16 protein-coding genes and 2 pseudogenes are annotated in these 20,745 nt (G+C 44.3%); 4 read left to right on the top strand and 14 right to left on the bottom strand.

Going from position 1 to position 20,745, the window contains the following annotated elements; genetic code table 11:
* Positions 1-514 precede the first annotated feature (514 nt).
* Entirely contained in the window at positions 515-1,291 is a 777-nt protein-coding gene (locus A4U59_RS14955; RefSeq protein ID WP_070121278.1) for an N-acetyltransferase, read from the top strand.
* Between the two features lie 36 nt (positions 1,292-1,327).
* Here the strand turns inward: A4U59_RS14955 and rsgA are convergent, their stop codons facing one another.
* Positions 1,328-2,401, bottom strand: coding sequence for a ribosome small subunit-dependent GTPase A (rsgA, locus tag A4U59_RS14950; protein ID WP_070121277.1), 1,074 nt, complete (start codon positions 2,399-2,401; stop codon positions 1,328-1,330).
* 469 nt (positions 2,402-2,870) lie between these two features.
* On the opposite strand from rsgA, the gene A4U59_RS14945 reads away from it, so the two are divergent.
* On the top strand, positions 2,871-3,050 hold the full coding sequence (locus A4U59_RS14945; protein ID WP_070121276.1) for a hypothetical protein: 180 nt from the start codon (positions 2,871-2,873) through the stop codon (positions 3,048-3,050).
* Between the two features lie 24 nt (positions 3,051-3,074).
* Here A4U59_RS14945 and A4U59_RS14940 read toward each other — a convergent pair whose 3' ends face one another.
* From A4U59_RS14940 to A4U59_RS14925, 5 genes and pseudogenes are all read right to left on the bottom strand, one after another.
* Complete coding sequence (locus A4U59_RS14940; RefSeq protein ID WP_070121298.1) at positions 3,075-3,845, bottom strand: GDSL-type esterase/lipase family protein; 771 nt, start codon at positions 3,843-3,845, stop codon at positions 3,075-3,077.
* 158 nt (positions 3,846-4,003) lie between these two features.
* Positions 4,004-4,813 carry a methyl-accepting chemotaxis protein gene (locus A4U59_RS14935; protein ID WP_425388911.1) on the bottom strand — a complete coding sequence of 270 codons (810 nt, stop codon included), beginning with the start codon at positions 4,811-4,813 and terminating at the stop codon, positions 4,004-4,006.
* A gap of 132 nt (positions 4,814-4,945) precedes the next feature.
* Positions 4,946-5,248, bottom strand: a pseudogene (locus A4U59_RS22610) (HAMP domain-containing protein); the annotation flags it as partial.
* A 635-nt stretch (positions 5,249-5,883) separates the two neighbouring features.
* Entirely contained in the window at positions 5,884-7,791 is a 1,908-nt protein-coding gene (locus tag A4U59_RS14930) for an alkaline phosphatase family protein (protein WP_070121274.1), read from the bottom strand.
* A 199-nt stretch (positions 7,792-7,990) separates the two neighbouring features.
* Complete coding sequence (locus A4U59_RS14925) at positions 7,991-10,609, bottom strand: phosphoenolpyruvate synthase (RefSeq protein ID WP_070121273.1); 2,619 nt, start codon at positions 10,607-10,609, stop codon at positions 7,991-7,993.
* A 237-nt stretch (positions 10,610-10,846) separates the two neighbouring features.
* Here A4U59_RS14925 and A4U59_RS14920 point away from each other — a divergent pair, with 237 nt between their 5' ends.
* Positions 10,847-11,458: a TetR/AcrR family transcriptional regulator gene (locus A4U59_RS14920; protein ID WP_083270867.1), complete on the top strand. Its 612-nt coding sequence runs from the start codon at positions 10,847-10,849 to the stop codon at positions 11,456-11,458.
* Positions 11,459-11,564: 106 nt separating this feature from the next.
* Here A4U59_RS14920 and A4U59_RS14915 read toward each other — a convergent pair whose 3' ends face one another.
* The 5 genes and pseudogenes from A4U59_RS14915 to A4U59_RS14895 all read right to left on the bottom strand — a co-directional run bounded on the left by A4U59_RS14915 (position 11,565) and on the right by A4U59_RS14895 (position 16,228).
* A complete protein-coding gene (locus A4U59_RS14915) occupies positions 11,565-12,410 on the bottom strand; it encodes an alpha/beta fold hydrolase (RefSeq protein WP_245680568.1) in 846 nt (281 codons plus the stop codon).
* 748 nt (positions 12,411-13,158) lie between these two features.
* Positions 13,159-13,563, bottom strand: coding sequence for a hypothetical protein (locus A4U59_RS21830; RefSeq protein WP_169823976.1), 405 nt, complete (start codon positions 13,561-13,563; stop codon positions 13,159-13,161).
* Positions 13,564-14,003: 440 nt separating this feature from the next.
* A pseudogene (locus A4U59_RS22605) lies at positions 14,004-14,099 on the bottom strand (peptidoglycan-binding domain-containing protein); the annotation flags it as partial.
* 339 nt (positions 14,100-14,438) lie between these two features.
* Positions 14,439-14,837, bottom strand: a complete 399-nt coding sequence (locus A4U59_RS14900) for a hypothetical protein (protein ID WP_070121269.1) — start codon at positions 14,835-14,837, stop codon at positions 14,439-14,441.
* A 20-nt stretch (positions 14,838-14,857) separates the two neighbouring features.
* The gene (locus tag A4U59_RS14895; RefSeq protein WP_483771153.1) at positions 14,858-16,228 is read right to left on the bottom strand and encodes a peptidoglycan-binding protein; all 1,371 of its coding nucleotides are present in this window, start codon (positions 16,226-16,228) and stop codon (positions 14,858-14,860) included.
* A gap of 142 nt (positions 16,229-16,370) precedes the next feature.
* Here A4U59_RS14895 and A4U59_RS14890 point away from each other — a divergent pair, with 142 nt between their 5' ends.
* Positions 16,371-17,126 carry a DUF6612 family protein gene (locus A4U59_RS14890; protein ID WP_070121267.1) on the top strand — a complete coding sequence of 252 codons (756 nt, stop codon included), beginning with the start codon at positions 16,371-16,373 and terminating at the stop codon, positions 17,124-17,126.
* A 381-nt stretch (positions 17,127-17,507) separates the two neighbouring features.
* On the opposite strand, the gene A4U59_RS14885 is transcribed toward A4U59_RS14890, so the two are convergent.
* The 3 genes from A4U59_RS14885 to A4U59_RS14875 form a co-directional block, all read right to left on the bottom strand.
* On the bottom strand, positions 17,508-18,293 hold the full coding sequence (locus A4U59_RS14885) for a helix-turn-helix domain-containing protein (RefSeq protein ID WP_070121266.1): 786 nt from the start codon (positions 18,291-18,293) through the stop codon (positions 17,508-17,510).
* On the bottom strand, positions 18,283-18,834 hold the full coding sequence (locus tag A4U59_RS14880) for a sigma-70 family RNA polymerase sigma factor (RefSeq protein ID WP_070121265.1): 552 nt from the start codon (positions 18,832-18,834) through the stop codon (positions 18,283-18,285). Before A4U59_RS14880 ends, A4U59_RS14885 begins: the two co-directional genes overlap by 11 nt.
* Positions 18,835-19,231: 397 nt before the next feature.
* Positions 19,232-20,620 carry a bifunctional metallophosphatase/5'-nucleotidase gene (locus tag A4U59_RS14875; RefSeq protein ID WP_070121264.1) on the bottom strand — a complete coding sequence of 463 codons (1,389 nt, stop codon included), beginning with the start codon at positions 20,618-20,620 and terminating at the stop codon, positions 19,232-19,234.
* Between the last annotated feature and the right edge of the window lie 125 nt (positions 20,621-20,745).

Raw genomic sequence — 20,745 nt, 5'->3', positions numbered from 1 at the left:
GGCTGCATTACGGGCACTGATTCAGAATTCAGTGCTTATAATCGGGAACGAGGGCTGCATTACGGGCACTGAATCAGAATTCAGTGCCTTTAATCGGGAACGGAGGCTGCATTACGGGCACTGAATCAGAATTCAGTGCCTCTAATCGGGAACGAGGGCTGCATTACGGGCACTGAATCAGAATTCAGTGCTTCTAATCGGGAACGAAGGCTGCGTTACGGGCACTGAATCAGAATTCAGTGCCTCTAATGGTGAACGGAGGCTGCATTACGGGCACTGAATCGGAATTCAGTCCCTATAATCGAAGCTAACTCAGCATTACAAGCAATGAATCAACATTCAGTACCCTTAATCAACTCAACAAAGAAAATACAGGAACCTAAACCCGGCTTTTATCCCCACATGAAGAGGGAAGCCCACATTACGAGAACTTAAACCACGCCCACTTTCATATTAATGTAATGGTTTAAAACCACAGCCACCTATAAAAACAATCAATACAAAGGTGATTATAATGGAACCAACAAACACAATAAAAAGACTGTTCGGCGATTCTTTCAACATTCTCAACGGCCTGCCGATATCAATCCAAATCGAAGAAGTGCGGCCGATAACCAATTTTACAAAAGCAGCGTATGAAAACAAGCTCCAGGAACTGATGGAGTACACCGAAAAACTGGATGTAAAACGGATAGGGTTTCTACTCAATGCAAAGACTCCATATTTTCCAGCCCTTTCAGAAATGCTCAAGGCTTCCGGATTTAAACATTACGCATCCCGGGTTGAAGTATACCTGGATCTGAAAAACGTTGACGCAAATGCGCCGGACCGCTATGAGTGGAGGTCACTCGAAGACAAGAACTTGACTGAAGAGAAATTCATGTCGCTCTGGGAACAGGCGATGTCAGGCTCCGATAACGCACCGTCGACCCTGCCGATTGCGGAGCACCTGGAATCCGTCAGGCGCGAACTCGGGCCTGACTGGAAAAGGACATGCAATGCCATTTATGAAGATGGAAACGCAATCGCCATCTCCATGCCGCACATCGAACCGGGCACCATTGACGAAGGCAGGCTGTTTTATTTCGGACTGCTTCCGGAGTCAAGGGGCACTGGAAAAAGCGCTGAAATCCACCGACAGTCCCTTGGCAAACTGAAGGAAATGGGAGCCTCCCACTATGCAGGCGGCACCCACCGGGCCAACACGAAAATGCAAAAGGTATTCCAAAGAAACGGATGTACCGTACGGACTGAGACAGAATCCTACTATAAAACATTTAACAAAAAATAAGAGCTGCCCCGCTTATCCAGGGCAGCTCCTCTTAACCTATCTCTGGTGGAACCGTTTACGGTCCCCGGCAATCTTTTTCCACTTCTCCTTTTCTTCGAGCTGGGCTTTCTTGTCTGCTTTCCGCTCAAGGAAAGCAAGTTCTTTTTGCAGCTTCACATACGATTCATAGCGTTTTTCTTCAAGCGACCCGTCATCAATCGCAGCCTTTACCGCACATCCCGGTTCGGAATTGTGGCTGCAGTCCCGGAACCGGCAATTCCCGGCAAGCTCTTCGATATCATTGAAGCTTGTGCCAAGGCTCTCATCCGCTTCCCACAGCTGCAGTTCCCGCATGCCCGGCGTATCGATGACAAGCCCGCCGCCCGGCAGCACAATCAGCTCCCGGTGGGTTGTCGTATGGCGCCCGCGGCCGTCCTCTTCCCTGATTTCCTTTACAAGCTGAACTTCACTTCCGAACAACCGATTTGTCAGGGTTGACTTGCCGGCACCTGAAGAACCGAGCAGCGCAACAGTATTGCCGGCTGCAAGATAGGAATCAAGCTCTTCCATTCCGCTGTCTTCAACAGCACTGATGACATGCACAGGGACACCGAAAGCCACTGCCTCAACTTCCCTGACCTTCTCAGCAATATCATCGCACAAGTCTGCTTTGCTCAAAATAATCACCGGATTTGCTCCGCTCTCCCACGCCATGACGAGATAACGCTCAAGCCTGCGGACGTTGAAATCCTGATTTAAAGCGTTGACAAGGAAAATGGTGTCGACATTTGCAGCTACAATCTGCTCTTCAGTCGTCCGTCCCGCCGCTTTACGCGAAAACTTGCTCGCCCGCGGCAATATCGCGTGGATCGTCGCCTTCCCCTCATCCGGCCTTGCCGAAACAGCGACCCAGTCGCCAACGGCAGGAAAGTCTTCCCGCTCCCCCGCTTCAAACCGCATCCGGCCCGATACTTCAGCGAGCAGTTCACCGTGCATAGTCAGGACACGGTAGCTTCTCTTATGTTCCAGTGCCACCCGTCCGGGTATATAACCTTCATTTTCATATTGTTCAAAATGTGTATTCCATGTTTCATTCCAACCGTACTGTTCAATCGTTTTTATCAATGTCATTTCCTCCTTGAAATAAATGGATCTCCGGAAACACAGCTGAATACAGGCAGCGCTTCCAAACCAATAAAAGAGACTGCGCGCAGGCGCAGTCCCGGAAAATTGGACAAAAAAAGGCCGTCGGCGTGCATGGCGACACAGCCCACGGCTATAAAAGGATTCATCATGACACTGACAATAACGTGCAACCCCTCTATTTCGCGGCAGGCTGTGCTATGAAATTAACAATAGGTTCCATCATCTCTGCAATTTCCATAACACATACCTCCCTTTTGGTGAAATAAAGAGTATCTACTGCGTAGTATATGGCATTATTGGAAAAATGTAAACGGGCAGACACGGAAAAATGAAAAAAGTTTGTTTTTCATTTTTTATAATGGCTTCACCCTGCTGAAAAGGTCACATAACCAATCCTGGCTTTGGCATGATATAATAAGTTAACAGTATTTTACATAGAAGGGGTGCATAACTAATGGGCCAAAAAAACTCTTTCAATGATGCCACCGGCCATTTGACGAAGATTGAAGGCTATCCCTCTTCCCGCCCTGCCATGAAATCCTTGCCGCTCGGAATCCGGATCATCGGATACTTCATGTATGGGTTCCTGGGCATTTCCGCCGTGATCACCGTGCTGCTGAAACTCCTTAATTGATGTGTAAAAACGAACGGCCGGGTGCTACCCGGCCGTTCGTTCGTCAGTAACATACTCTTCAATCATGTGTTTCCACAAAAGGTACCCTTCTCCATTCAGGTGAAGTCCATCATACGTAAAATCTGGATTCAATTCTTTTCCCGACGGCGCTAAAAACTGCGGATATAAGTTGATAAAGACGGCTGAGTATTTATCTGAAAGGTCATTCAATGCCACATTCAGTGCCCTTACATAACGGTTGTCCGTCCTTTTATAAAATGTCGTGTTGTTCACTGGGAGGACACTCTGGATGAAAATCTCAGTATCTGGAGTACCATTATTCAAACGGGAAAGAATCATGTCATAGTCTGCGGTAATATCAGCAACCTTCCGCCCTTCCCTTAAATCGTTAATTCCCACCATTATAAAAACTTTATCCGGCTTTGCTTTGATGACAGGATTCAGCCGGTGAACGATCGAATACGTGCGGTCACTGTCGATGCCCCTGTTTTTGATGCTGCTATGCTGGAACAGTTCTGCCCACTCATTGCGCTGGGTGATGCTGTCCCCTAAAAAAACGATCGCATTTTCTTCAGGCGGCATAATGTCAAATGTCGAGCTGCGGTTGAGATGATGGCTGTTCGGCACATAACTGTCCGCCTGAGCATGTATTTCTGCTTGTCCATTCAGCAATTCGCTGATTGTTGCCCGGACACCGGCTGAACCGTTATTTTTAACATAAACGCCAACTCCGCTAACAATGGCCAAATTAAAAAGTAATGATAAAACCAAAACAATCTTGCTGCTTGTTTTCATCCCCAATCCCCGTTTCTCCTGATGTCACTCTAATAGTAAATGCCCTGTCATTTGTTGTAAATAGCAAAAACGGTGTTATTCATAAAGTTTCCGTGAATTTAATTTGAATTCATAAATTTTTTAATTCCCCCATAACCGGAGTTGGGCTTTATCTCTTTTTACACTTCAATATCTTTAACAAGAATGCTGAAATCCCTGGATAGCTGATGCAGGGACTTGCTCATTTGATTGAGGTGTTCCATCGAAGATATTTGCTGTTCAGTCGAAGCAGCAACTTCCTCAGTGCCTGCCTTCGATTCTTCCATGACTTCAGCAATCGTTCCAAACGACTTTTCCATTTCTTCAGAACTTGAAACAAGCTCCTGTGAAGAAGCGTTGATGCCTTCAATTTCGGATTTGATAGCGAGCATCGAACTTTTTGTTTGTTCAATTGTCAATTCGGTATGTTTTACAAATTCAACAACTTTTTTCATTTCATCTCCATTTAATTTAATCATATCCACAATGGATTGGATGCCTTTTTGGATATCTGAAATCAGAATCTGGATTTTTTCAGTAGAGTCGTTCGATTGGGTCGCCAATTTTCTTACTTCATCAGCGACGACGCTGAAACCTTGTCCCGCTTCACCGGCACGAGCAGCCTCAATGGCGGCATTCAATGCCAGCAAATTAGTCTGTCCGGCAATATCTTTAATCATATCCACGATCGTATTGACTTCATCTGATTGCCGATATAGATTTTCGACACTGGCAACCGTTTCATTAAGCCGTTCCTGGGTTTGTGTTGCTTCCTCCAGTGTGCTTTTTATAGAATGATCACCTTCTTGTGCAGCAGCTATCACTCTCGTTGATGAATGATCGACTGACTCCACACTGGAAGCGATTTGCTGTGATGCTGAGACCATTTCATTAAACTGCTCCAAAATACTTTTTATTTGGCTTGCATTCTGTTCACTTCCTGCCGACATTTGCTGGGCGCTGGCAGCGATTTGGTAAGATGATGCTTTGCTCTCGTTTGAATGTGCCTCGAGCAGTTCCGATTGCTCATTTAGCTCGCTGCTGGAAGCAAGAATCTTTGTTATCAATTCCTGCATCTGGCCGGCAAGTTCGTTAAATACCATTCCAAGCTGTCCAAGTTCATCTTTCGTATGGATTTCTACCCTGTTTGTGAAATTGTTGTTAAGCAGATCGTCTGCCAGGCCAGTAAGCCTCTGCAAAGGTATCTTTATTAAAAACCGAATGGCAAAATAAGCTCCGAAAGATCCGAGGAATATACTGATTAAGGCTGAAGCAAAATTTACTGCCAGTGTATTTTCCAAAAAAAGAGATGCAACACCGATGATTGTTGATTGTAGTGAAATAATCAAAAATAATAATATAACTATGGTTACGGTTAACTTCATTTGTAAACTTGACCCTCTGCTGAAGAACCGTTTAAGAAATGGCGTTTTCTCCATGGATGCCTGCCCCCTGTGTTCGAGTTCTCAATGTAATCAAAATCAATAAAAATACACACGTCCTATGACATAATAAACCCGTAATAAATTCCTCCTTCTAAGATGTCCAAACAAATTTGCATCTGTATTCACCAACAATAATACCCATATCTGTAAATAACAGACTCACGTATTTTATCGGCTGATAATCATGGATAGTAAAGCTTTTTAAGATTTAGATTTTTACGTGACCTCCAACCGTGATACAGAGGACAATATAAATTACTCTTTATCCAGGATCTTTTTTAACACCGCCGAACGGCAAAATGTATCTTTATAGAAAATGCTCCGTTATGCGGCGACAGAAGCGCATGTACACTAATCTATGTTTTTTAAAAATGGCCATTTCAAAGGAATATATCCTGGCCCGCGATTACAACCTCCTATTCTGTGAACAAATAAAAGAGCCGGTCTATGACAGAAAACCGGCTCTTTCACGAAGGAAAGAAGCAAAGTCCCTATGATCAGCCTGTAATCTACTGACTTGTGGTAAATGGTCCCTATCCCGATTTAAGCAGATCATTATACGCCGAATCAGGTGGTTAAGGGTCCACTACCTGACGGATCGGACTCCCTTCCACAAACTCAGGAACCCGGATGGCGAGCATTTCATAGATTGTCGGGGCGATATCGAGCGTTGAAACAGGGCCGATGGTCCTTTCTTTTTCCACCCCTTTTCCGGCTGCGAAAAAGACAGCGTGCAGCTTCTTCCGATCCGGGTCTCCTCCGTGTGTTCCAAGTCCGGCTGCCGGAGATGCCAAGTCTTTATGGCCTTCTTCCATCGCAAAGCCCGGTTTCGTTATAAGAAGCAAATCACCGGCATGCGGATGCTTCACAGACTCACGCGCACCTATTTCTGTCACTTTTTCAAATGGGTTGACTTTATTTTCAGATATGGCCGCGAACACATTTTTTACGTAACCCTTAAATGTTCCAAGGCTGAAGTCAAAACCGGACTGTTTCAGTTCCATATCCGATACATTCTTTTTGGCGGCTGACAGCGTGCCATATCCCGGTTTAACCTTCACTTCCGCAAATAGGCGCTGCACTTTTTCTTTCAGCCGTTCATTGTCATTTTTCACATAAACATGTGCAGCACCGCCATTTGTAATCACGTATGCTTTCGACTTTTCATACTCAATTCGTCCCTTTTCATCAACTGCGAGCAACCCGGCATCCTTCAGGATTTTATTCGGATAAACGGCGGTATGCACAGGCTCCATCCCGTGATCGGACACAATCAGCAGCCGGTCGTCCTTACCGAGGGAATCATACGTTTTGCCGGCTGTTTCATCCGCCAGTTTATACGCCCATCCGATATACTTCATATTTTTCCTGGCATTGGCCTTGGAGTAATCCGGCTGCCGCTCATCCTCCATTAAAAATTGATGTTCTTCATGATCGATTTGGGGAGCATAAAACATGAGTAAATCCGGACGGTACCTTTCCTTGATGAAAAGTGAGACATCCGTCACCCACGTCACAAACCGGGAGCTGATCTCCTCGTATTCCGAGCGTGAGATCCAGCCCTTTTCCAGTGCTTCTGAATCATCCTGAGCCGGGAAAAATCCGAATTTGCCTGTAATGGTTTGTGCGAAATCTTCAGGTCCGTCATATACGGCAGAAGTCACGGCTGTCCGGTACATTTTCACACCCTTAAGTTCTTTATCCGCCTGTTTCAACTTGAACCAGAAGCCGGCGCTTTTTCCTGTTTTGACTTTAAGCGCAAGTGCCCCCCACTCTTGACGTTCGACAACTTCATCCTGTTCATCCACTTGCTTATCTTCTGACAAAATGAACCGATTGTAACTGCTGGATGTTCCAGCAGCAAGAACATGAACAACATGGTCACGTTTCCCCTGAATAGAAATCGTGAATTGGGCTTCTTTCAGCGGCACTTCACTTTCCGGAGCCCCTTTCCAGCCGGAAGCATGTGTGAACCGCAAACTCTCGAGATTGCTTGGAGCCCATGTCTCCCCATAGTAAATCGAGTAATCGGCCTGTTTTTCCGCCCTGGGATTTGCACCCGCGAACGCAACGGTCGCCGTTGTTTTGCCATGCTTGCGGGCCTCCTGCCACACAGCAGGCACACCCAGTTCACTCGCAAACGCTGCATCAGTATTTTGTTGCTCTTGGTCGGTATCCTTCCACTTATTGCTCACAAACCCTGTGTCATCCGGCGTCGCACCCGTTGCAATTGCCGCATGCGAAGGGGCAGTGAGCGAAGGGGAAATTGTCCGGGCATATTTGGCTTTTGTTCCATTTTTCATGATCTTTTCGATATTCGGCAGTTTGCCGTCAGAGACATAGCGGTCGACAAGGTCATCCCGCATGCCATCAAAGGATAAGACCGTGACGGTGCCGTTTGTTTCTGCATGGGCTGCAGCAGCAAAAAAGAACGTGATCAGAAAAGAAGATAGCATTATGTATAAAAGTCTCAGTTGTTCCATCGAAATTCCCCCTGAAGTTTTCGAATGAGAAATCCCCGTTTTTCAGGGCGGTAAAACATGTAAGGAACAACTTTACCCCGGAATATAAAAAAGCACCCCGCCCGGTCTCATCAGGCAAGATGCTTATCCGGTTTTCTGCCGCTTTCAGCAAGAAATTAAATTCAGTCGATTTTTCATTGATACTCCATGCCAGTGGCACCTATTCTGTTTCCTCAGAAATAATCTCCACAATCCCCAAATCTCCATCCACCCTGATCAGCTGCCCGTCCTTGATTCTTTTCGTCGCTTCATCCAGCCCGACCACCGCCGGCATGCCATATTCCCTGGCGACGACAGAACCGTGTGTCATCAGCCCGCCCGCTTCGGTCACGAGTGCTTTAGCTGTTTGAAACAATGGGGTCCAGCCCGGATCGGTATGATGTGCTACAAGGATTTCACCTTCATTCAGATGGGCATTTTCCGGCTTCGATACAATCCGGGCCCGGCCTTCTGCCACTCCGGCCGATACAGGGCTCCCGACCAGCGCCCCCGGAGGAAATTTCCCTTGCCGCGGGGCCCCTGTTAAGATTTCCCCTTCACTTGTCACTACCCGCGGCTGGGTTAAGCTCTCGTTCCGCGCATGCTGCTCTTTCCGTTCTTCAATAAGTGCTGTGACATCCTTGTTGAGTTCACCCTTTGACAGCAAAATCAATTCATCGAGAGTCAGGAAATACACATCTTCTGTTTCACGCAGGATCCCCTGCCGGACAAGTGTCTCTGCTTCGTCTAAAATAGCTGTTTTACACTCATCAAAAACAATCGTGATCAAATGCTTGTGATGTTCCCGCAGCCCTCCCATATAGCGGTAGACTTCAATGAGGCGATTGAGCCGCTTTTCCTTTAATCGGCCGGCATGGTGAAGAATTTCCTGTTTTGAAGCCAGGGCCTCCTGTTCACCCTGCTTGAACTTTTTCCTGTGTTCCCCCTGCTTCAGCGTTCGTACATGACCTAAAATCGCCGAGACGAGCAGGGTCGGTTTTTCCCGCCAGCGCGGGGAAGATATATCGATTTCACCCGCGCCCCTCATGCCGTATCGATCGATAAACTTCTGAAAGGAAGCTTTAAATCCCTCACCGCCTGAAACCTTCGAAAGCCCTTCATAAAAGGTCTTATCTTCGGCATGCCTCAAATAAGCTTCAACCTCCGGCAAGTTGCGGACCTGATCTGCCAGGTCGCCGATCTGCATGCCCATTTCGCTCATGATATTGCCGGGAAGGGACTTGGTCAGCTGATGAAGTGCATGATCCGTACCCATCAAGCGGTTGAGTTCTCTTTTTAACCGCAGGGTTGCAATCATAAAAGCTGAAGGATAAGGAAGAATGATTAACACGTCCTTCACGAGCTGGCTCAAATGATGCCTGACAGCTTCAAGGCGTTTTGTCCCGCTCACTTGCTGGAGGCTGAGATGGACTTCCTTCCATTTTTCATTGATGTAATCCTCCACTTTACCTTTTGCCAGCTGCGGATCGCGTTTATAGAGATTTTTTAACGCTTCTTTCATAATGGGAGCCAGTATACGAATGGCGGCCATAGGCAGCCCCTTTTTAGAAGGGGATTTCAGGAATTCCGGGCGCTGAATGGCTTCACTTACGGCCCGGCTGATCGTTTCGTCCATATTGGTCAGTGCTTTCGGCACAATCCTTCTCCCCGGCCCGGTCCGCAAAACGCCTGTTAAGTCGATAAAGAGGCGGCCGCCCGCTTCAAGGAAATACTTTTTTGGGAAAACCGTCTGCAATACGGAAATACCGAGCGGCCTGATCGCGTCGGTCATCATCTGGATATGGCCGAATGACACCATGACGCGGAGCGGCCCTTCCGGAATATCAGGCAAGGGGTACAGAGATGTAATCGGACGGCTCTGCACGACGAAAACAGTGCCGTTCTCCAGACAGAACTCAATGTCCTGCGGGGCACCGAAATGCCGCTCAATCTTCTTGCCCAGCTCTGCCAGCCGCAAAATGTCATAGTCAGCCAAAGCCTGCTCCGTTTGCCGGTCTGCCGGCAGGTTTTTTGTTTCGGTGCCTCCGCCGGGCAGTGAAAAAATCGCCAATTTCTTTTCCGCGATGTTTTTTTGAATGATTTCGCCGTGTTTCACTTTGTATAAATCCGCGGACACCATCCCTGAAACGATTGCCTCCCCCAGCCCGAAGCTGGCGTCAATTGATGTCACATTCCTGTTTCCGGAAGCCGGATCGGCCGTGAACATAATTCCTGAGACATCCGGATTGACCATCCGCTGCACCACTACAGACAAATACACCTGGCTATGGTCAAAACCGTTCTTGGTACGGTATGAAATAGCACGGTCTGTGAACAGTGAAGCCCAGCATTTTCGGACATGCATCAGCAATTCATTTTTTCCTTTAATATTCAAGTACGTATCCTGCTGGCCCGCAAAAGAAGCTGTCGGCAAGTCCTCGGCTGTAGCACTTGAACGGATGGCATAGCTGTATTCTTTCCCGACAGATTGCCAGGCATCAATAATCCCATTCCGCAGATTGGCCGGAATCTCGATTTGAAGAAGGTGAGTACGAATCTGTTTTCCCAGTTGCCGGAGCAGATCTAAATCACCCGGATCCATATTATTCAGTTGATTCAACAAACCATCCATTTTCGGGCTTGCCCCGACAAACTCTTTATATGCGGACGTCGTTACGCAAAAACCACCCGGCACCGGTAAACCGGCCTTCGCCATCTCACCGAGGTTCGCTCCCTTCCCACCGACTAAAGGCAGGCTGTTCCGGTCCACTTCATCAAAAAATAAAACTGCCGATGCCATCGCATTGCCCCCCTATCTAAGCATCATCATTCAGAAACAATTTCCGTAAGATGCCTTCTCAGCTTTCATTCAAAAATATTTAGTGAACACATTGTTGCTTAACGCTCTTCATGTACATTATAATTTGTCCAGAAGAGAAAGCAATCATCAATAAATCAGAAACTGTTGGATAACGAACAAAATAGAAAGTTTTGTTCATTGGCATGAAAACTTTTGTATAGAAAAGGAGTTATAAACTTGGGAACCCAAAAAATCGATAAACGAATCGTCCGCACCAGGCGCATGATTCGGAACGCGCTAACCGAACTGATGATGGAAAAAGGATTTGAAGGAATCACTGTCAGTGACATAACAGCAAAAGCGGATATTAACCGGGGAACCTTTTATAAGCATTACCGTGACAAGTACGACCTGCTGGAACAAAGTGAAAATGAACTCCTCCGTGAAATAGAGGCGATTGTCATACACACACAGCAAATCGGGCGGCACAACGCCATGGCATACATTCAAAAAAATGAACCCTTGCCCCATGTCCTGCAATTGGTCGAATATTTTCTGAAGAATCTCAGCTTCATCAAAACGATTTTAGGCCCGAAAGGAGATCCGTCTTTCCAGGTTAAACTGAAAGAAGTCATGAAAAAGAACATGCTGATTCATTTCGAAGGACAGCTGAAAAAAGGAAAACTGCTCGTGCCGGCAGACTACCTCATTGCCTATGTAAGTTCTGCAAACCTCGGGGTCATCCAGCACTGGCTTGAAAATGAAATCGATCAAACACCGGAAGAAATCGCCCTGATCCTATCGATAGTCACCATTTTAGGTCCTGGTTATGTGGCAGGTTTCAAGTAATGTTCACGGACCCGGTTTCTGCAGAACAAATGCGCAAGACGTCCGCTTATAAAGGTACCAAAAAACTATCATTTTCTTAATCTAAAAAAGCATCCAGCCCATTTCATCAGGCCAGATGTTTCTTCTGTCTATCCGCTTCTTCAAGCATAAAATCAACCGAGAGTTCATTGAATTCATTCGGTTTTTCAATGTTGCAAATGTGGCCGGAGTTTTTGAAGATTACCATTCTGGCATTTCCATCGGCCTTCACATCAGCTTTTACATTCTTCATAAACATGTGGTCCTGCTCGCCCGAAAGATATAGTTTCGGGACGTCGGCAGAGGCTTCCGGGACCTTGCTGTAAATCGGCTCAGCAGTATGGGCGATTTTGAACCAGCCCAGGAAATCGTCCCTGTCCATCTTCATCGCTTCTTTTATGAAGGTCTTTCTGGACTCGGTGTGGTTCTTCCTTGGCATCATGAATCTGGCAAAAATCTTGTAAATCCACATATGCGGCACAATATTTTTTACAGCATGGCCGGTGCCCAGCAAGAGCTTGTCCAACACCGTCACCCTTGTGATCGCCCCGCCCAATACAGCCGACTTTACCCGCTCAGGTGCTTTCCGCAAAATCGAATGGGTCAAAACAGCACCAAGAGAAATGCCGACAAAATGAGCTTTCTTGATTTTCAGGTGATCAAGCAGCTTGATGATTTCACCCGCCGCCAGCTCAAAAGTAAATGCCTCTTTATATTCATGGACACCCGGGGAACGCCCGTGGCCCGGCAGATGGACAGCCACTACATGAAAATGTTTTTTATATGCTTTCAATTGCTTATAAAAAATGTTTGAACTCCCGCCAATTCCGTGCAATAAGATGACGTAATCCGATTCTCTGGGTCCTTCATAAAATTTATAATCCAGCATCGTTTCCCCTTTTTGTTTCATTGTGTAGTTAAATAATGTTTCCACATGTAATCATTGAGGTGAATTTATTATTCTATATTTACATTTTTAGGACTTACAAAACTGACATTCATTGTATCACAAAAGCCTGAGAACTTCCCTGGAAAAAAATAAGAAGCGTCCTGCTCCATCCGGCCGACAGAAGAGGACGCTTTTTATTTTGTACTTTATACAGGTTCAGGGACAGCAGCAACGAAGCTGGTGAATATAACACGATAACTTATGAAGAATAGCGCAAAAATAACTAAGTGGTGAAATTTATCAAAATACCATCTCTGGAAATAAACAGGGCCAATCCTCCTGGTGAATTTTCTAAGAAACTCAGAAGGATTGGAATTAAATCAAAATCTATTTCATTCTAAAAGTTAGTAATTTATATAGAAATAAAGGGCCTAAAGTAAAAAACAGTAAAAAAATGATCGTTAACGTTAATTTTTGTTCTAAAACATAATCATTGTTTCCAAAAAGGGTGGAAGATAATGTAACGAGTAGACCACTTATGGAAAATATTAAAAAAAAGTACTTTATCATTTTCTTGGTCTTCATTTAAATATCCCCTTTACTGTACAGACCTATAGGAAGAGCCAACTTACTTAATATGCTTACTTATAAACAGCAGTTTTGGTTCTCGGCCATCAAAGGTAATTTCTTGCTCCCAAAAACCATTTGGACTTGATAAAGGTTTGGAGGTATGGAATACCCTATTGACCTCAGGAGTGAAAATCTTTGGTACCCACAATTCTTATTCCTTCGTTTAATCAAACACAGATTTTACTTTTCCATTAACATTATAGCTGCTGTCATCAACCCACTGAATTGTGATATTTTCTGTCCACTCACCTTTATAAACAACTTTTATCGGTTTGCTGATCACGCCAAAAGTTACTTTTTCTAAAATCACTTGCTTATCCCCACCCAATAAACCTTGATCAATTTGTTTTTCGACAAGGCGATATTGATTATTCGGTGCCATTTCTTGATCTACCGTAGTATGCTCGCCAAAATTGGAAATTGGGAGAAAAACCAAGTTAATGAACACTAAAATGATCAACAATATCCCATAAAACACTCGAAAAGCAACTTGATATAGACTTGTGAATAAAAGAGGAACTGTAAATAGGATCGGTACTAATAAAGGTTGATTCACTAAAAAATACATTCCGAATATCATAATGGGTAAAACGATCATGTTGAATTTTACATATTTTTTATTGTATATCGCAATAATTGTTATCAATGAAAGAAGAAAATAGACTATATACAAGATCAGGAGCAATGGTTTGGAAATTATATAATAGTTTAAGAGAATGAATGGAATAGTTATATAGATACTACACACAAAAAGGAAAATAAAAATATTATATTTCTTGTTATTCATGGGCGATTTTTATACCTCACTTTAAACACCTTTACTCAAATTTTGTATATACATTAAAAGTTGTTTTTCTTTTTCTTCTTTTATTCCTTCATTAAATTTTAGTTGAGGAATTATTCTTAACGATCTCTTAAAAGACTTTAATGCCTTTTTATCTTCTCCCATATTTTGATAGCATAATCCTAAGTCGAAATGTAATCCGCTGGAACTCTTTCCGTAGGTGATCAGGGCATTAAAGGTTTGAGGAGTGCAATGCCGTCAACCGTTATATCGGCGGCCTGCTGGAAGCTTATTACCTTTTTTTGTGTCTTTTTTTCAAAAGATTTTCTGGGTGAATGTGATTAGGCACGAATGAGAGGGCTTCGTCCTGTACGTAAAAATTTTAAAAAAGGCAGGGAGAAAGCGAAGGTAGATGTTTGGGGAAAAGAAATGGTAGTAACTGATGATTGTGTGATTATTTTGAGAAGGTACATTTCATTAATAGAGCATATATTTTACAGTTGTTGTACGTCTTAATAATTCGACAAAATACTATATAGGGCTTATAAGGGTTACCGCCATACAACTATTAAAGAGAGAGTTATTCAGCACTCCCTCCCCACATAAAAGCCCCCCTAGATTTATTAAAGGGGGACAATCATTTATATTAATTTTATATGTTACTTTATTACGATACTTGGAGTGTATGTTGTTAGTATTTCGATTACATCATTTGGTGTTAAAAACACATAATGTTCTAGTTGATTGGGCTCATAAATACCTGAACTCTCTTCAAGAAACCATTTTATATATTCAGAGTTTTTGACTTTAAATAAAGTCCACTCGCTATAAAAATCTGTACCGTATTGTTGGTCTAAATAATTTAGTTTTTTCAATAATGAGCCTTCATCTGTATTTCTATAGGATAATACACCCTCATCAAACTTAACTAAAATTTTCTTTTTATCATTTTCATCGCTGAACTCTAATATTATACCTTCTTTATTATCAATAAAAGTATCATTGTATAATCTTGAGGGTAATCCTTTTATCGGTATCCATCTTTCCCAATGTTCCAATACTCTTCCTCCTATTACAATTAATAGCGAAACTTAATTTTCTTTTTTCCGTCTTGAATTTCAATTGTTGGGCGACCATCACTACTTTTCTTTCTTACTATTACTGTTCTTCCATCTGGTAATTTACCAACTCTTAAATCTGGAGTATTTTTTGTGATATTTGGTTGCAATGACTCAAAGTCTTTTACTGCTTTATCAAACCCTCCAGATAAGTCATATTGAGAAGTTCTTCCCTTAGTCGCTCTCCCAGGTGTTGCATTTTTAATTAAATCATCTACAGTTTTACTAGTACCCTTTTTACCAAGACCTCTAAGTACTTTTGAACCTATTCTTCCCCCAATTTTTATACCGCCCCTGGCTATAACACCCCCTACACCTCCTCCAGGAATGGCAAGAATCATCTCACCAACCAGGTCTTCTTTTGCGTTTCCGGTCATTTCAGACTGAATAACATCTCTGATTTCATGGGGAACTTGATCAATACCTTGTTCACTCGCTATTTTTTCATAGTATGGAAAATCAACACCATGTGGCCCCATCCGAATGGTAGATGATGTGGATTTTTCTTTTTCTTTCGGCCTGCTCCAATTATTCCCTTTCAGGGCTGAATAGGTTTGAATACCTGCCAGCCCATCTTTCTTTAGGCCTTTGCTTCTCTGAAACTGTTTCACGACAGATTCCGTCTCGTTTCCAAACACACCATCAATGCTGATATAACTGAATCCGGCATCGCTCAGCATCCTCTGCAGGTCTTCTACCATCGATCCCCTGTCGCCTTTTCGCAGCAATTCACCCATCCATGTGCCGATTTTTTCATTGCCGCCGGAGCCACCGCCGTTTGATCCGCCGGAACTCTTTCCGTAGGTGAGCAGGGCATTATAGGTTTGAGGACCTGCAATGCCGTCAACCGCTATATCGGCGGCCTGCTGGAAGTTTATTACTGCATTTTCTGTTTTTTGGCCGAAAATGCCATCAATACCTCCTGGAGAAAAGCCTGCTCCCTGAAGCATCGCTTGCAGGTCTTCCACATATGGACCCGAATCTCCTCTTTCAAGTGTCTGGCCTGTCCAGCCGCTGCTGCCCCCGCCAGGGTGTTCGACCATCCGCCCGGTTGGGTCAATGAAGTTCACAGGGTTGTTGTATGTGTAACTATACCGGTTCAGGCTCAACGGCTGGTCCTGCCAGCCTGAGAATGTATCGGGACTCATGAAGCGCGCGGTATTCGGGCTGTACCATCTTGCACCGTAATCCATCAATCCTGCTTTGGCATCATAAGCTTTGCCGGTGAATCCATTGGCGTTGTAAGGCGCCGCCATTTGGGTGAACAGGTTCCCGAACGCATCATACTGGCAGCTCATCACTTTCTCGCCAGTGCGTTCCGTGATGTCAATGATATTTCCGATGCTTTTCCCGCTTCTTTTCAGCAGTCATCACCCCACTCAAATTTAGCTAAACTTATATACTAATCAGTCGATATAGTAAAGGGGCATGCATTTGTTTTAGCTTTTTTATACCAGAACAGGGGGATGAACAATGAAGAAACTGCACTTTTTATTGGTTTCGCTCGCATCATTGCTTTTCTTAGGTGCTTGCGGCACAGGTGTCACAAAAGAGGAATTGGTCAACGGGGCATTGGATAACGATATCAGCAGCTTCGAAGCGGATATGAAAATGGGAATCGATGTAAACGCCAACGGCCAGAAAATGAATCAATCGCTGGATATGACTATGGAGTATGTGAAAGAGCCATTCAACACTCACATCAAAATGAGCACGGTCGACGGTAACATTGAATTGTATATGGATGAGGAAACAAGTTATGCTCTCGTCCCTGGCGAAAGCCAGTGGATCAAAACTCCGACAAACAGCAATCCGGACTTTGCAGAACTTGCGAGCGGCGAGTCCATGAAAGATGAATTGAACAGATTGAAAAAATTCGTGGAGTTATTTGAAATGACCCAGTCAGGAAACGACTATGTATTAACTGTCAATCTCACTGAAGACTCGAAAAACAAACAAGAAATAGAATTGGTTCAAGATGTGCTGAAAGAAGCGACACAGAATTCAGAAGTAGAGGATCTGCAAGTTAACAGCTTTGACTACAAACTGACAATCAGTGAAGACAAGATGTTGAAGTCGATCGTGACGAGAGCTGATGTGGATGTCAAAATTGCAGGTGAAACCGCACAAATCGTGACGGATGCAACAGCAACATACAAAAACGTGAATCAGGTGGAAAACATAGCAATCCCTGCTGAAGTGACAGATAATGCTGTTGAGATGCAGTGAAAGGAAAGAGGCTGGACATAAGTATTTCAGCTAATGATAAACCCGAACGATAAGGTAAAGATTTCAACGAATCTTTTACCTGATCGTTCGGGTCTTTATTTACTCTCTTCAATATTTTTTTATTTTGCATACTTTTTTTAAAAACTAAGTGGAATGAAGCGGAAGACACTCGACTCCGACGGGAAATAGAGGAAAGGCTGAGACCCCGCAGGCGAAGCCGAGGAGGCTCAGCTTCCTCCCCGTGGAAAGCGAGTGTCTGCAGCGCAATGGAACGAACTTGTTTCTTCAGCTTAACTGACGATTCGTAAACAGTATGTCGTGAAAATCTATTGTTCGTCTCTATGCATGACTCGTTATGTCCCAGCCTCTTTTTAACCAAGTTTATTTACGGTTCCTCAAATCAAACCGTTCAATTTCATTTTTATCCACCGTAACGACAAGATCAGCCTGACGGGCATGCTCTTCAATCCTGTTCAACTGTTCTTCAGAAGGCGCAAGCGGTATTTCCGGATTGTCTTCCAGAGCACCCAATTCATAAATCAGAACAAATTCACCTGCCTGGCCTGGCTTTAGAACAGGGGTGAATTGCTGTCCGTGCCCCATTCTTGTTTCACTGTATTCTTTGGTTTGATAGACATTGAATCCAACCGCTTCTTCAATTACGGCAACTAATTCATTGGATGGATCGATTTTTACCGCGACTCCCTTCGGATTTGAAAAATCTTCAGTTTGCGTAACTTTACCAAGTGGAGTACTTCCCGTGTTTTTAATGGTGAATGTATAATACAAAGTGATCGGCCTTATCACTTTCCCTTTTTTAGGACCGGATTGAATACCGATGCCGCCGATTTTGTTTTCTGCATTTGTCAGCTCGACGTTTACATCAACCAATTGCAGTTCAACATTGCGAATAACTTCCTTTCCTGGACCGGCACTTCTGTTTTCAAGCGGCAGCAATCCCGATCCATATCCTGCAATAGCAAAAATGACAACGGCAAGCCCGAAGAGAAATGCTAAACTGAGAAAGGGCTTAACTTTAACTGCCTGTGTCTGTTTTCCACCCGAAATCTTATCCCGGACAGCCCTTTTATTGCGGCTGTCAAACGAATACTCGTCAAAAACGGATTTCTCCATACTGCTGCGTAGTTTTTTCAGCTTATTCTCCACAGCCGGCACCCCCTTCTTCGTATGTTTTCTTCAGGAGTTCCTTTGCACGTGCCATCCGGGTCTTTACCGTATTAAGATTCAAGATTAGGCAGTCGGCCACTTCCTTTAAGGACATATCTTCAAAATAAAAAAGATAGATCACTTCCCTGTATTTAATCGGCAGTGACAACACACGATCAGACAGTTCGGCCTGATCACTTCTTTTTAATATCGTCTGTTCAGGACCGAGATCTTTACCTTTTAACAGTCTGTTAAATTGACCGCCTGCAGAAACCATCCGGTTGTACCAGCTTTTTTTATAATCCTTGCAATGGTTGGCTGTAATTTTCAGCAGCCATGTTTTAAGTGAAGATTCCCATTTGAATGTATCGATTCGCTTATAAAACTTCACAAAGGCTTCCTGGGCGAGATCTTCCGCAATTCTATAGTCATTAACATAAGAATAAGCGAGATACAGCACATCATTGCCAAATTCATTCATTGCATATTCCAGCAATTCGTCCTTTGACATGGTCTCAATCGCATAATTAGTCCGCTCCATAACCCTCCCTCGTTTCTTGTGAATATGTCTTTTAAAATATAGACGACAGTGATACAGGAAAAGTTTTAGTTGCTAATTTTAATTGTGGCTCTGTTAAACGCTAGTGTTGATTTCCGTTGCAGGTACTCGCTTTCACGCAAGGGCACAAGTGCGACATCTGTTCCTGCTTCCCTTCGGTCGCACTCACAGTGTCTTCTTTGTCGCGGGGCGGGCGGTGACCCTCCTCATCGCTATCGCTCTTGCGGGGTCTTACCTGTCCCGCTAGTCCCGCCGGAGTCTCGCACCTTCCATTACAATCAACTAGTGTAAAAATCAACATTGAGCTTTAACACAGCCTTTTAAAAAAACAAAGAACCCCGCCAACCGGAAGTTCTTAAACATTCTTATAGTGAAGGACCTAGACCTTAACCCTCTCAGCTTCTCTCCACCTATTCGCAAAAGCCTCTTTGATAAACTCTTCATCTCTCGCATACATTCTGATCACATCACGAATATATTCCGGCCGATATTTCTCATTTCTGTTATTGGCAAGCGTCCTGTAGCCGGACCCGCGGTGAAGATAATCGGATGTGGCGACCGTATACCAGCGTTCGTCTTCAACTGGCTGGCCCGCTATCATTAACTCCTTGATCCGCTTGCCGTCATGCTGAATGCTTGCCCCGGAGACATGCAGCCTGCCCGCATATTTCCCTCTGAAACCGGGTCCTCTGCCATCGGCCAAGCACACCTGCGGGTCAAGGGAATCTTCAAGCGCCTGTTTCAAATCCTTCCCCTGGATTTCAAAAGTGGTGGGATTTAATGGGGACGGGCTAATTTCAATCAATTTCTTTTCTGATACATAATCGAATAAACCTGCGTTAACGATTCCGCTGTTGATCAGGCCGAGATCGCAATCCAGTAAATCGTGCAGGCCGTCGGCAATCAAGTTCGTCAGCGGGTTTTCTTCGATGACATCATGCCACAATCCATGATTGAGGCTGTAAAGCGGTGCGCTTAACGACTCAATCGCCTTTTCTTTGTTACGTTTTAAAATCGAACGGACCCCATCATCTTCTGTTGATTTTTCTGTCGGCAGGTTCATAGACTTTATGAGGTGCAGGCTGGTGTCCGTGAACTCCACTTCCAGGATGCCGATGTGCTGCCCATAGAACCCGGCACTGTTCATAATGGTGCCGTTCACGACTTTAGCTTGATCATATAATTGATGATCATGGGCGGAGATGATGATATCAATCCCGTCCATCTCTTTTGCCAATTCTTCATCGTCGGCGGTGCCGATATGATTCAACACGATGCACAGGTCATAGTTGCCGGCATTTCGACTCATTTCTTCAGCCAGTGCCTGCTTATAATCTTTTATATGGATATTCAGGCCGTCATTAAATTCTCCCATATCAGGCGAGGAACCGGTAACCAAAATCCGCAGCCCGTTCTTTTCAAGAATGGCACTTGATACAATACCGCTCACCGGCGTTCGATCGGCTTTTGATAGATTATTGCTGATAAAAGGTGCCGGGCTGCTTTCTGCCATGTATTCAAGCGTCTCCACACTGTTGAACATTTCATTATTACCGATCGTGAGCGCATCATAACCTGCATACTCAAGCAGTTCGACCGCCGCTCCCCCTCTGGTGCCCTGCAATTCGATGCTTTTAAAATCCGCAAAATCGCCTGCTTCGAGAACAATCGTATTTTCATCTGCATGCTGCCTGATGAGCGTCACGGCTCTGGAAAAGTTTTCGAAATTGCTGTGAATGTCATTTGTATGTATGATTTTCAGTTTCATCGTATCCCCCTTTTGCTGGTGGTCCCTAACTCCACCGCTTTTAGTAATTCAATACGTTATAAAAAAGTCCTGTTGATTTCTGCCAATTTTTTGAATAGCTTTCGATTGATGAAGGGTTTTATTTC

This window comes from Bacillus marinisedimentorum (assembly GCF_001644195.2).
GTDB classification, from domain to species: domain Bacteria; phylum Bacillota; class Bacilli; order Bacillales; family Bacillaceae_O; genus Bacillus_BL; species Bacillus_BL marinisedimentorum.
Note: the sequence above shows the minus strand (reverse complement) of the source record. Positions and strands in the feature narration are given on the sequence as shown.